Source organism: Kitasatospora sp. NPDC003701, from assembly GCF_053587085.1.
This window is the reverse complement of the sequence record NZ_JBSFNM010000115.1, coordinates 1-12672: the sequence shown is the minus strand read 5'-3', so window position 1 is coordinate 12672 and position 12672 is coordinate 1. Positions and strand designations below refer to the sequence as shown.

Genomic DNA, 12672 nt, shown 5'->3' with positions numbered 1-12672 from the left:
GCACCTCGCGCTCGCGCTGGGTCAGCCGGTCGAGGTCCCCGCCGGTGGACGAGGACACCCGTATGAGGAACCGGCGGCACTCCGGCGAAGCCCCATCCGGCACCGCATGGGAACCGCGAGCCGTAGACCGGAAATTCTTCGGCGTGGGCCGGTGAGGGACCGTCATTCTGGGCAGTGGGAACCGAAGAATTTCCCGTCCCCCGTCACGGCTGGTGTGCTCGGTGGAGCCGTCCTGCCGCAGGCGTGAGCGACGTCGGTGGGAGGGCCCGGAGACAGCACGCTCCGTCAGAACGCCGTGCGGGTGTCGCTGCGGGTGTCGCCGACCGGGATGCGCTCGTCGTGGAGCCCGGCCCGGGCGGTGCGGCGCCACGGGCGGGCGTGGCGATGTCCTCGTCCTGCGAGTCGAGGTCGATGTCCGCGATCGCCAGGGCGGGGCGTCCGTCGGCGGGCGGGCCCCTACGGGGTGGGGCCGGGGGTGGTTCACCGGGGAGGGCGGTTTCCGAGGCCGGGGGCGGTTCGTGCCCGTTCGGACACCGGGCCGCTGCGTCGGTGTGCAGGGGTTGCGGCTCCCCGCTGCCCTTTCGCCCGACGGCCTGGACGGGCCGGGCGGCCACGATCAAGCATCGGGTGACTCCTCGTCACATCGCCGCCCCCGCGGCGCTGCCGCCGCTGCCGATTCCATGGAGGACCGCCGTGCACCATCGTTCCCGTCCCACCGCCAGGGCGCTCGGCGCGGGCGCCGCCCTGAGCCTGGCGCTGGCGCTCACCCTGTCCGCCTCCCCCGCCCTGGCCGCGCCGCCCGGGCCGCCGGGCCCGAGTGCCGATCCCGATCCCGTCCCCGGCCTGGTGGCCGGGGAGGGCACCGCCGCCCCGCAGTTGGTGACCGGGCTGGCCGAGGCGGCTCCCGGCGGTCCGGGCGAGGCGGCCCGGGCCCATCTCGCGGCCCACCCCGACCGGTACCGGGTCGACCCGGGGCAGCTGACCGAGCTCGCGGTCGAGCGCACGGCCGAGGGCCGGCACACCGTCAGGTTCCAGCAGGTCCACGGCGGCATACCGGTGCTCGGCGGGCAGTACCTGGTCCGCCTCGTCGGCGCGGGCGCCGGCCAGCGGGTGGAGTCGGTCGGCGGCAAGTACTTCACCGGGCTGACCGCGCCGACCACCGCCGCCGTACCGGCCGCGACGCTGCGCAGGCTGGCGCTCGACTCGCTCACGGACCCGCGTGCCCGGTCCGGCGCCACCGCCGAGGACCACGGCCTGGTCGTCCTGTCGGGCGGCGGCGGGCGGCTGGCCCAGCACTTCACCGTGCGCGCCACCGACCCGGCGAGCGGGGGCCCGCTGGTCCGCGAGGTCTACGTGGACGCCACGCGCGGCGTGGTCGCCCTCGCCCACGACGCCCCGAGCCCGTACCAGGCCGAGGGTTCCGGTGCGGGTACCGGTGCGGCTCGTGCCGCGGCCGCCCCCGCGGCCTCGGGATCCACCGCCGAGCCTGCCACCGGGACCGCCCCGGACCTGCTCGGCCGTACCGTGCCGGTGAACATCGCCCGCCAGCCGGACGGGAGTTACCAGCTCGTCGACCTCAGCCGGACCACCAGCGTCTCCACGTACGACGGGACCGGGCGGGACTACCGGGAGTTCGGCGGGCTGCCCGCCGACCTCCTCCCGGTCACGTCCCCCGGTCCGGACTTCCCGGCCGCCACCGGCACCAGCGGCGCCACCGACGCGCACCTCAACGCCGGTACCGTGTACGACTTCTACCGCAACCGGCTCGGCCGGGACGGCCTGGACGGCAAGGGCAGCCCGATCACCTCCGTGGTGAACGTGAGCAACGGCGGCGCCCCCTTCCCGAACGCCTCCTGGGACGGGCGGAAGATGGTCTACGGCAACGGCGACGCCAAGTACCGCCAGTTCGCCGTGGCCCTCGACGTGGCCGGTCACGAGATGACCCACGGCGTCATCCAGCACACCGCCGACCTGAACTACGCCGGGCAGTCCGGTGCGATGAACGAGGCGTTGGCCGACTACTTCGGCAACGCCATCGAGGTGACCGCCCGCGGCATCGCGATGACCGACCCGAAGGCCGCCCTGCTCGGCGAGAGCCTGTGCCGCACCGGCACCCCCGAGGAGTGCGCGAACCGCCGGCTGGACGACCGCCGCACCACCGTGAACGACTACCTCGGCGCCGGGCTGGAGCTCGACAACGGCGGCGTGCACCTCAACTCCACCATCTTCGGCGGCGCGCTGTGGGACATCCGGCGCACCCTCGACCCGCTCGCCGCCGACCGGCTGGTCTACCGCGCGCTCGCCGAGTACCTCACACCGCTGGACGACTTCGTCGACGGCCGCAACGCCGTCCTCGCCGCCGGCCGCTCCCTCGACCTCAGCCGGTCCGAACTCCGGTCCGTGGCAGCCGCGTTCGACGCCCACGGGATCCGGGCCGGTTGGCAGAGCCGGCTCGACACGGACAGTCGCCCGCTGCTGCGCGGGGCCACCGCCCCGACCGGGCCCGCCGCGGGCGGGGGCCACTGGGTGATGGGCAACACCAACCCGAACGGCCAGGGCGGGTTCATCCTGTACACCGGATCCACCACCGCCCCCGGCGCCCCCACCCGGCTCAGCCCGGAGGACGACCGCATGCACGGGTGGGCCGCCACCGACGGCACGTCCGCCGTCTGGCTGGCGATCGGGCCCGACGCCACCGGCGCCTGGGGGACGGAGGTGCTGACCCGGTCACTGTCCGGCGGCCCGATCCGCAGCCTGTTCCAATCGGCGACCAAGTCGCCGGTCAGCGTGCGGATCTCCGGCGGAGACATCGCCTTCGTGGTGCGCGACGGCGAGAGCAACAGCGGTACGGTCCTGCTCTCCCGCGACGGAGCCCCGCCGGTGGAGCTCCCGCTGCCCGAGGGCCACACCATCTCGCCGTTCGCCAACGAGTCCCTCACCCTCAAGGACGGCCTGCTCGGCTGGATCGAGACGTGGACGGACGGGGCGGCGACCGTCCAGGCGCCGACGGTCTACTCGATCGCCACCGGCCGGGTCGGCGCGCAGTACACGGTGAGCACTCCCACCGGCACCAACCCGCCCGTCCTCACCTCCCCGACGCTCGCGGGCGGCCGGCTGCTCTGGCTGCAGAGCGCGGCCGATCCCACCTCCGGCGGGGACACCATCCGGTCCGGCGCCCTCGACGGCTCCGGCGTGAGCGACCTGCTGCCCGGCAGTTCGCCGTACACCCCGGCGGGCCTGGAGTTCACCGCCACCGACCAGGCCGTGACCTTCCAGCACCGCGGCGCCAAGCCGAGCGGTGGTTGGTCGAACGCCGCGCTTCCCAAGCTGTACCAGCTGCCGGTCACCGGCGGCACCCCCGTGCGGGTCTCCTGCAACCGGGGCACCCAGTTCCACCCCGCCGCCGACCAGGGCGCCCGGGTGGTCTGGCTGGACGCCACCGCCGGCCGCAACGACCTGGTGGCCCGCAACCAGCCGGCCAAGGCCTGCTGACCCGTCCGGCCCGCTCGTTCGTCCGCCCCCCTGCCGGTACCCGCCGGCAGCGGGGCGGACGACGCTCCGCGACCGTGCCGGCGCACCCCGCTCGGTACCGCGCGGCGGAAGGCCTGGGACCGGACGCAGGAGATTCTTCGGCGTCGGCCGGTGAGAAGCCGTCAGTTCAGGGGGCCGGGACCGCAAGATTTCCCGTCACCTTGGGGCGGAGCACGGGCGCGGGGTGACAACAGACGAGATCACCGAGGGGACGGAAGGATCCGGCGCAGGACCCCTAGGCTGGGGTGCACGCGGCACCGCCGGGGGCGGGCCGTGCCGGAAGAGCAGCGAGCCGAGGAGCCAGGCATGACGAGTCGCAGGGTGGTTGTGACGGGGGCGACCTTCCCGGAGCAGGTGGTGCGGACGTTGGAGGCCGGCGGCTTCACCGTCGAATCGATCCCGGGTGACCTGGACGAGGACAAGGTGGTCCAGGCCCTGCACGGCGCCTGGGGCTACGTGCTGGGCGGATCGGAGGTGATGTCCAGGCGCGCCTGGGAGCAGTTGCCGGACCTCGCGGTGGTCTGCTTCATGGGCACCGGCTACGGCTCCTTCATCGAGCTGCCGGAGGGCGACTCCCCGACCCGGTTCAGCTACACCCCGCACGCCAACGCGGTGGCCGTCGCGGAGTTCACCATCGCCCACATGCTCGACCTGGTCCGCGGCGTGACCCGCCGCGTGGCGGGCGTGCAGGCCGGGGTGTGGAGCGAGGACGCGACCCCGTCACTGGTCGGCGCCCGGCTCGGGGTGGCCGGCATGGGACACATCGGCCGGGAGGTGGCCCGGATGGCGCACGCCGCGTTCGGGATGGAGGTGCTGCACTGGAACCGCACCCACCGCCCGGAGTTGGACGAACTGCCCTACACGGCGGTCTCCTCGCTGGACGAGCTGTTCGAGGCCGCCGACGTGGTGACGCTGCACTTCCCCCACCTCCCCGGGGTCAACGACGGGTTGATCGGTGCCGACCAGCTGACCGCGCTCGGCCCCGACGGATTCCTGATCAACACGGCCCGCGCCGCCCTGGTCGACCCGGCGGCACTGCGCACCGCGCTGGCCGAGGGCCGGATCGCCGGCGCCTCGATCGACGGCTACTACACCGAGCCGACCCCCGACCCGGCCGAAGACCCGTACGGGCTGCTGGAGTTCGTGCCGGAGCGACTGCTCGTCACGCCGCACTGCGCCTACCTGAGCACCCAGGCGATCCGGCGGATGGCCGACATGGCGGCGGAGAACCTGCTCTCCGTGGCCCGCGGGGACGAGCCCCCGTACGCGGTGACGGCCGGCTAGGCAGGTGTCCCGGTAGCGCACGGGCGCTCGCCCGACTGCTCGGCGGCACGGTCCTCCTGCCGTTGCCGCCACCGGGGAGGCGGCAACGGCAGGAGGACGGGTGCTCCCGCGGTCCGACGTGGTGTCAGGTGCGAACGGCCGCCCGGCCGGCGCGGACACCCGTACGGCGACGCAGGCGGGTGGCCGCGTGGGCGGCCGTCAGAGCGAGCACGGCGACCTCGCAGGCGAGCGCGGCAGGCCCGAACCGGCTGTGCCACTGGGCGACTTCACTCACCAACTGCACGGGAGCGAGGCTGCCGGACAGCAGGTCGCCGGTGAGCGCGGTCGCCGCCGTCGCGGCACCCGCGATCCAGGCCCACGGCGCGCCGCGGAGGGCGAGGGCCGCGCCGAGGAACAGGCATAAGGCGGCGAGGGCGGTGACCACGGAGACGGCCGGGCTCTGGCCCCAGTGGGCGACCACGAGCGGCAGGTGGAGTGCGCCGGTCGCCAGGAGGGCCGCGGCGGCCGGCCACCGTAGCGGCGGGCGTTGCTCGCGGGGCCGTGCCCGCGACAGCACCCGCGTCGGCGGGCAGGGGGCGGAGTCGGGCGAAGGCTCCGTGTCGTCACTCCGTGCCGGGGATCCGGTCGGCCGGTCGGCGGCCGGAGCGGGTCGGAGGAGCTGGGCGAGATGGGCGACATCGGCCACCGGGCGCAGCGACGCGGCCGTGTGGAGGGCCGCGTGGATGCCGCTGTCGGCCTCGATCGCCAGGAGGGCGGTGAGGTGGGCGACGTCGCCCGTGGGTCTGGTGAGGACGGCGGCGCGCAGGATCCGGTCGGCGCCGGCGCGGTCGCGGGGACGCAGGAGGACCAGAAGGCGGACCAGGTCCTCGACCGGCCGGGACGCGACCGCCTGGTGGAGGACCGGGGCCAGGGTCGGCGTGTGGGCGGGGTTCAGGTGGCAGAGCAGGTCGGCGACCTCCTCCACCGGCCGGCTCGCCGCGGCGCTCATCATCGCCGCCGCGAGGTCACCGCCGAGCGGGACGGGAGGCGGCGGGGCCACCCGTCGGGGGACGGGCGCGAGGTCGGGGCCGGACACGGCACCCGCCTCCGAGACCGGCAGGGGGATGGCCGGGGAGTGAGTCATCAGGATCTCCTGGGTAGGGGAACGGGCCGGCGGCACGCCGGGAGGGCGGCTGCGGTCGACGACCGCACCGTCTGAACGGATCTGCCCGATCCAAGCCTGTGCCCCATTACGCCAAGTGCCACTCCGGGCGATCATTCGGGCGACCCGCGCACCGAGCCGCTGCGGCACGGTGGAGTTCCCCGCGGCGGTCCCGTTTCTCCGCCCGCCTCCCGAGGCCGTCTCGGCTCGCCGATCGCCCATCGGCGAGGGTCTACGCCTGTCCGCCGTCCCAGTCGAGGCGTAGTACGGCGACATCGTCGGTGTGTCGGCCGGCGTTCAGGACGTGGGTCTCCTTGATGAGGAGGTCGACGTGGGCGGCGGGGTCCGTCCGCGGCAGGTTCCCGATCAGAGTGAGCAGTCCTTCGACGCCGAGCCGCTCACCCGTCGCGCCGTTGTGCCCCTCGGTGAGGCCGTCGGTGTACATGGTCAGGGCTGCCCTGGCCGGAAGCGGGATGACCGTGGGAGGCCAGCTGCGCAGCTCGGGGACTATGCCCAGAGCGATGCCGTGGGCGGCGGTCACCTCGCCGGTGCCCTCGGGTGTGGTGAGGAGGGGTTCGTGGTGGCCGGCGAGGTGGAGGGTGGCGGTGGCCGCGTTCTGGTCGAGGGTGAGGAGGGTGCAGGTGGCGAACATCGACGGGCTTCCGCGCTCGGCGACGAGGATGCGTTCCATCAGGTGGAGCAGGTCGCCGCCGCGGTGGCCACCGAGCACGAGCGAGCGCCAGGCGATGCGCAGGAGGACGCCGAGGGCGGCGGCGTCGGGACCGTGCCCGCTGACGTCGCCGACGACGGCGTGCAGGAGGCCGTCGTCGCCTTCCACCACGTCGAGGAAGTCCCCGCCGAGCAGAGCCCTCGCCGCACCGGGGAGGTAGCGGGCAGTCACCGTGACCGTGGAGGTGTCGAGGATGGGCGGGGGCAGCAGTCCCCGCTCCAGGCGGGCGTTCTCCTCCGCGCGCAGGCGGGTGGCCTGGGCCTCGCTGCTGGCGCGTTCGGTTTGGCAGCGGTAGACGGCGTAACGGACCGTGCGGTGCAGCAGGTCGGCCTCGACCTTTCCCTTGACGAGGTAGTCCTGCGCACCGGCGGCCATCGCCTCGGTACCGGCCCGGGCTTCCGAGAGACCGGTCAGGACGATCACCGCGGTGTGTGGGGCCAGGGCCCGGACGGCGGTGACGGCTTCGGTGCCGGACACGTCGGGCAGGTGCAGGTCGAGGAGGACGCAGTCGACGGGGCTCGTGGCCAGCGCGGTCCGCGCCTCGGCCAGGGTGGTGCGGGTGGTCAGCTCGAAGCGCAGCCCCGTGTCGTGCAGGAGTTCCTCCACGAGCAGGGCGTCCGCCCGGTCGTCCTCGATGAGGAGGATGCGGTAGAGCGGTTCGTCCTGGACTGCTCCGGGGGCGGCTACCGAGGTCGTGGTCATCGTGCCCGCCCGGCGTCGACACGGACGGCCTCCGGCCCCGCGAGGGCGTCCACGCCCGCCGGGGCCTCGGCGGCGAGGGTGAAGGTGATACGGGTCCCCCGCGTGTACTGCGGGTCGACGGAGATGGTCCCGCCGTGGAACTCGACGATCTTCTTGCACATGGCCAGGCCGATGCCGCTCCCGCTGTAGGCGTCCTTGGTGTGGAGCCGCTGGAAGATCACGAAGACCTTCTCGGCGAACTCCGGTGCGATGCCGATGCCGTTGTCGGTGACCGCGAACCGCCACAGCTCGCCCTCGCGCTCGGCCGAGATGTCGATCCGCGGTTCCTCGCCGGGGCGGCGGAACTTGACGGCGTTGCCGATCAGGTTCTGCCAGAGCATGCCCATCTGGGTGGGGTCGGCCGCCAGCGTCGGCAGCGCGCTGCGGGTGACGGAGGCGCGGGACTCCTCGATGCCCACGCTGAGGGCCGAGACGGTCTGATCCACCACCGCGTCGAGGTCGACGCTGCGGTACGTCTGGTGGACGCGGCCCACGCGGGAGAAGTCGAGCAGGTCGTTGATCAGGGTCTGCATGCGGTTCGCGCCGTCGACCGCGAACTCGATGTACTGGTCCGCCCGGGCGTCGAGCTGCCCGCCGTAGCGGCGCTGGAGCAACTGGGTGAAGCTGGAGACCTTGCGCAGCGGTTCCTGCAGGTCGTGCGAGGCCACGTAGGCGAACTGCTCCAGTTCGGTGTTGGAGCGCTGGAGGTCCGCCGCCTGCTCGTCCAGGCGCAGGCGTGCCTCCTCGGTGAAGGCCAGCTCCTGTACGAGGCGACGGCGCATGGAGTCGATCCCCGTGCTCAGTCGGCGCAGGTCCGCGGGGCCGGTGGCGGTGATGGGGTGGCCGAAGTCGCCGCCGGCGACGGCACGGGCGTCGGCCCCGAGTTGCTCCAGCGGAGCGGTGATGCCGCGGCGCAGCCCCTCGAAGGCCAGCACCGTGAGGGCCACGATCACCGCGGCGATCGCGCTGAACACCCAGTTCCTCAGCCGCGTCACGGCGGCCAGGTCCTGCCGTGCCCCGGCGCGCTCCGCGCGCAGCCGCTCCTGCTGGTCGAGCAGGGCCGTCCGCAACCCGTCGAAGGCGCTCTTGCCCTCCGCGGCGCGCTCGGTGAGCAGCGGCGAGGGCGTGCCGGGCGCCGAGGCGGCGATCGGCCGGGCGATCCTCTCCTGCCACGTCGAGATCGCCGCGCGAATGTCCGCCAGGTCGCCGAGCGCGGCGGTGTCGTCCTTGAGCAGTGCCGCGAGCTGCGTGCTCTGGGTCTCCTGCTCGACCAGCCCTTCCTGATAGGGCTTGAGGAACTCCGGGTTGCCGGTGAGCCCGTAGCCGCGGATGCCGGTCTCCTGGTTCAGCAGGGCGGATTCCAGGCGGAACGAACTGCTCAGGGCGGGCGATCTGGTGTCCACCAGGTCGTCGTTGATCGACGTCGTCCGCGCGAGCACCCACGCTCCCGTCACACCGAGCAGGGCGAGGACCACCAGGGAGACGGCGGCGCCCACACGAAGCCATCGCCGTGTCGTCCACGAGGAGAATCGCCGTCTCCGCGCGAGCCTGTCGTTGCCGGTCATCGTCCGCACCCCTCCTCGGTGACAGCCGCGTCCAACGCGGCGCAGCGCACACTGTAGAGGGCGTTCGACAATGCTTGTTGTCGTGGTGTCGATCAGGGGCCTAAAGTGCGCGTATGCCTGGCAAGAACTTCGTACTGCGCACCACCGCGCCGGAAACGGCCGCGGTCGCGGAGGCGGCGGTCGCCAACCTTGCACGGCGCCTCACCCGTCAACTGCTGGAAGACCCTTCGCCGTCGACGGCGCGGGATCCGGCACAGGCGCTGGGCCTGCTGCACGTGCTCGACCAGCTCCAGCACGCCACCGAACGCCTCCGGGAACAGGCGGCCGCTGCCGCGGCCCGGGCCGGCGCCGGGTATCCCCAACTCGGTTCCGCCTGCGGCATGACCCGCCAAGGTGCCCGCCGCCGCTGGCCGGGGATCTTCCACCACTCGCACGACCAACCCGCGGAGCGCCCGATGATGACCTCCCCCGCCCGCCCCGTCGACGTCCTGCTCGTCGAGGACGACATCGCCGATGCCATGCTCATCGAGGAGGCCCTGGCCGAGCGGGGGGCCCGCAACCTGGTTCAGGTCACCGACGGCCTCGCCGCGCTGGAACACCTGCGCGCGCCCGGCAGTGTCCGCCCCGACCTCATCGTCCTCGACCTCAACATGCCCCGGATGAACGGCCGTGACCTCCTGAAGGTGCTGAAGAGCGACGAGAGCCTGCGGACCATCCCGGTGGTCGTCCTCACCACGTCGTCCGCTCCCGACGACGTCAACGGCGCCTACAGCAGCCACGCCAACGCCTACGTCACCAAGCCTGTCAACCTGGAGGAGTTCGAGCGCGCCGTCCAGAGCATCGACGCCTTCTACCTCGACACCGCCACCCGTCCGCCCCGCACCTGAGCCCGGTCGCGTCCGGGCCGGCCGCGGCGGCGTCAGAGGTCGAGATCGAGCAGGGCGTTGGCCAGCACCTCGGTCGGGGCCGGGTGGATCCAGTACGGGACTCGGGCCAGGGTGGGCACGTCGATCCCGAGGCTCATCGCGACGACCGCCGGCTGGATCACGGTGGCCGCCTGCGGGCCGAGGATGTGGGCGCCCAGCAGACGGCGGGTGCCCCGGTCGGCGATCACCTTGCAGAACCCGGTGGTGTCCTCCAGCGCCCAGCCGTAGGCGACGTCCGCGTACCGGCGGACGGCGGTCGTGCAGTCGAGGCCCTGCTCCCGGCACTCCTGCTCGGTCCGGCCCACCTGGGCGATCTGCGGACGGGTGAAGACCGCGGCGGGGACGGCGTCGTGGCTGGTGGCCGTCGGGTCGCCGGGGTGCTGCAGGTTGTGCGCGACCACCCGCGCCTCCCGGTTCGCCACGTGCTTGAGCGGGAAGGGCGTGCACACGTCCCCGAGGGCGAACACGCCCGGCGCGGTGGTGCGCTGGTGGGCGTCCACCACGATGCGGCCGTCCTCCCGCAGGGCGATGCCGGCCCGGCCGGCGTCGATGGTGTCGCTGTTGGGGGTGCGGCCCACCGCCACGAGCAGGGTGTCGGCCTCGACCACCGAGCCGTCGTCCAGCAGCAGGCGCAGCCGGCCCGGCTCTCCTTCCAGGCCGGTCGGTTCGACGCCGGTGCGCACGTCGAACCGCGAGCGGGCGATGCGGGTGTACGCCCGGGACACCGACTCGTCCTGCGGCGCGAGCAGGGTCCCGTGCTTCTCCACGATCGTGATCCGGCTGCCCGCGGCGTGGAAGACGTGGGCGAGTTCGGCGGCGATGTAGCCGCCGCCGAGCACCACCAGGTGCGGCGGGGGCGTCCCGAGCCGCATCACGGTGTCCGAGGTCTCGTAGGGCAGCCCGCTGTCCCGCACGATCGGCGGGACCACCGGACGGCTGCCGACCGCCACCACGACCTGGTCCGCCTCGAGGCGCACCTCGCCCCGCGGCCCCTCCACCACCAGCGTCCGCTCGCCCGTGAAGCGCGCCCGGCCGCGGTGGACGGTGACGAAGTCCGACTCGCGCCTGCCCTGCTCGCCGTCGGCCGCCTGCCGGTCGAGGCGCCCGAACACGCGGTCGCGGGCGTCCGACCAGCGCAGGCCTGCCAGGGTGGCGTCGACGTCGAAACGGCCGGCTTCGCGCACGCCGTCCGCGACGTCCGCGGTGTGGGCGAGCATCTTGCTGGGGATGCAGCCCCGGTTGAGGCAGGTGCCGCCGAACGGCCCCTGGTCGACGACGGCGACGTCCAGGTGGGCGAAGCGGTCGTCGATCACCGCGTTGCCGGACCCGGCTCCCAGGACGACAAGATCGTGGTGTCGCATGCTCGGAGGCTACCCCCGCGAGCCGGGCCGATGCCGGAGCGCGGGGCCCGCTCCGCCGCGGCGGTGCGCTCCCGAGTGGCGGTGGGCGGGCCACTCGGGTGAGTGGCCCGCCCACCGCCACTCGCGCCGGCGGCCGCCCGGCGTCGGCGGTGCGCCACGGGCCGGTGGGCCGGGAGCACGCCCCCGTCCGGTCAGCGCTTGCGCCAGAGCGTCCAGCCCTGCGCCGTGTTGACCTTCTCGACGTACCACTCGGCGGGGTGCTCCGGCCAGTACCCGTCGGAGGCCTTGCCCTCCGGGGCCGGCGGGGTGACCAGGGCGGTCGCCTCGGCGGGGACGGGCTGCCAGCGCGGGTCCCGGTACCAGACCCGGCCCTGGTAGACCTCGAAGGCCTGGGCGTTGCGCAGGCCCCCGTCCACGTCCCAGGCGAACACCACCTTGTCCGTGGGCTTGATCCCGGAGGCCTTGGTGAAGCCGGTCGCCAGCGGCTTGCGGTAGTTGGCGTGCGGGTAGGCGACCTGCTCGGTGATGGTGGCGGTCGCGAAGCCGGCGAACAGCGCGAGCGAGAGGCCGACCGCCCAGAACACCCGGCGCCCGCCGGCGACCAGGAGCAGCACCACCGCGCCCAGGACGACGAACGCGGCGGCGGACGAGCGCATGACGTTCAGCCGCATCCAGTCGGCGGCCAGGAAGGTGACGTCCGGCAGGGCCCAGCCGATGAACAGCTTGGTGGTGAGCGCCGAGCCGGCGGACCAGACCACCAGCTTGCCGAGGAGCAGGGTGAGCCCGACCGTGGCGGCCGCCGCCCGGCCGAGGCCGCGTCGGCCGGAGCGGCAGAGGACGGCGACGCCGACGACGAAGGCCGCCGGGACGAGGTAGGAGAGGTAGCGGGCGTAGACCCAGTCGTCGACCCGCCCGTCGTCCGGCAGCGCGGCGGCGGAGGCCAGCGCGGTGCCGACGAGCAGCGCCACCATCACGCCGCCGACGATCCGGTGCGGGCGCGGGAAGCGGCTGGTGAACAGCGCGTACAGGCAGACGACGACGGCCAGGCCGCCGATGCCCCAGGTGGAGACGATGAAGTACCAGATCTGGCCGGCCACCCTGGTCAGCGTCATCTGGGTCTTGTCGGGGTCGGTGAGGCCCTTCCACAGGAACCCGCCGACGTCGCTCGCCCCCGCCGTGAACTGCGCTTCGAGCCACCGGTCCAGCAGCTTGGAGCCGAGCACACCCGCTCCGAGCACGCCCAGGCCCGCCGCGGTCGTCCGCCAGGGGGCCCAGCGCAGCACCAGGACGCCGACGAGGACGACGGCGGTGAGGGCGACCACGACGCCGCCGCGGTCGTGGGTGGCCATCGAGTAGGCGGCGGCCGCGCCGGTGCCGGCCGCGTACCAGGAGC

8 protein-coding genes are annotated in these 12672 nt (G+C 73.9%); 3 read left to right on the top strand and 5 right to left on the bottom strand.

The genetic code is table 11. The features are described from left to right. The first annotated feature begins 693 nt into the window (after positions 1-693). Together ACWDRR_RS43045 and ACWDRR_RS43040 are read left to right on the top strand one after the other, a co-directional pair. Positions 694-3492: a M4 family metallopeptidase gene (locus ACWDRR_RS43045; RefSeq protein WP_449777796.1), complete on the top strand. Its 2799-nt coding sequence runs from the start codon at positions 694-696 to the stop codon at positions 3490-3492. A gap of 345 nt (positions 3493-3837) precedes the next feature. Next, entirely contained in the window at positions 3838-4815 is a 978-nt protein-coding gene (locus ACWDRR_RS43040; protein WP_449777795.1) for a 2-hydroxyacid dehydrogenase, read from the top strand. A gap of 124 nt (positions 4816-4939) precedes the next feature. Here the strand turns inward: ACWDRR_RS43040 and ACWDRR_RS43035 are convergent, their stop codons facing one another. The 3 genes from ACWDRR_RS43035 to ACWDRR_RS43025 all read right to left on the bottom strand — a co-directional run bounded on the left by ACWDRR_RS43035 (position 4940) and on the right by ACWDRR_RS43025 (position 8992). Continuing rightward, the gene (locus tag ACWDRR_RS43035; protein ID WP_449777794.1) at positions 4940-5938 is read right to left on the bottom strand and encodes a hypothetical protein; all 999 of its coding nucleotides are present in this window, start codon (positions 5936-5938) and stop codon (positions 4940-4942) included. 250 nt (positions 5939-6188) lie between these two features. Continuing rightward, positions 6189-7388, bottom strand: coding sequence for a PP2C family protein-serine/threonine phosphatase (locus ACWDRR_RS43030; protein ID WP_449777793.1), 1200 nt, complete (start codon positions 7386-7388; stop codon positions 6189-6191). Continuing rightward, entirely contained in the window at positions 7385-8992 is a 1608-nt protein-coding gene (locus ACWDRR_RS43025) for a sensor histidine kinase (protein WP_449777792.1), read from the bottom strand. Before ACWDRR_RS43025 ends, ACWDRR_RS43030 begins: the two co-directional genes overlap by 4 nt. A 113-nt stretch (positions 8993-9105) precedes the next feature. Between ACWDRR_RS43025 and ACWDRR_RS43020 the strand changes: the two genes are divergently transcribed. Further along, positions 9106-9879 (top strand): response regulator, encoded by a 774-nt coding sequence (locus ACWDRR_RS43020; RefSeq protein ID WP_449777791.1) that lies wholly within the window; start codon positions 9106-9108, stop codon positions 9877-9879. Positions 9880-9911: 32 nt separating this feature from the next. On the opposite strand, the gene ACWDRR_RS43015 is transcribed toward ACWDRR_RS43020, so the two are convergent. Together ACWDRR_RS43015 and ACWDRR_RS43010 are read right to left on the bottom strand one after the other, a co-directional pair. Beyond that, positions 9912-11279, bottom strand: a complete 1368-nt coding sequence (locus ACWDRR_RS43015; RefSeq protein ID WP_449777790.1) for a mycothione reductase — start codon at positions 11277-11279, stop codon at positions 9912-9914. A gap of 191 nt (positions 11280-11470) precedes the next feature. Further along, positions 11471-12672, bottom strand: a 1202-nt coding sequence (locus ACWDRR_RS43010) for a hypothetical protein (protein WP_449777789.1), incomplete at its 5' end; no start/stop codon positions are given.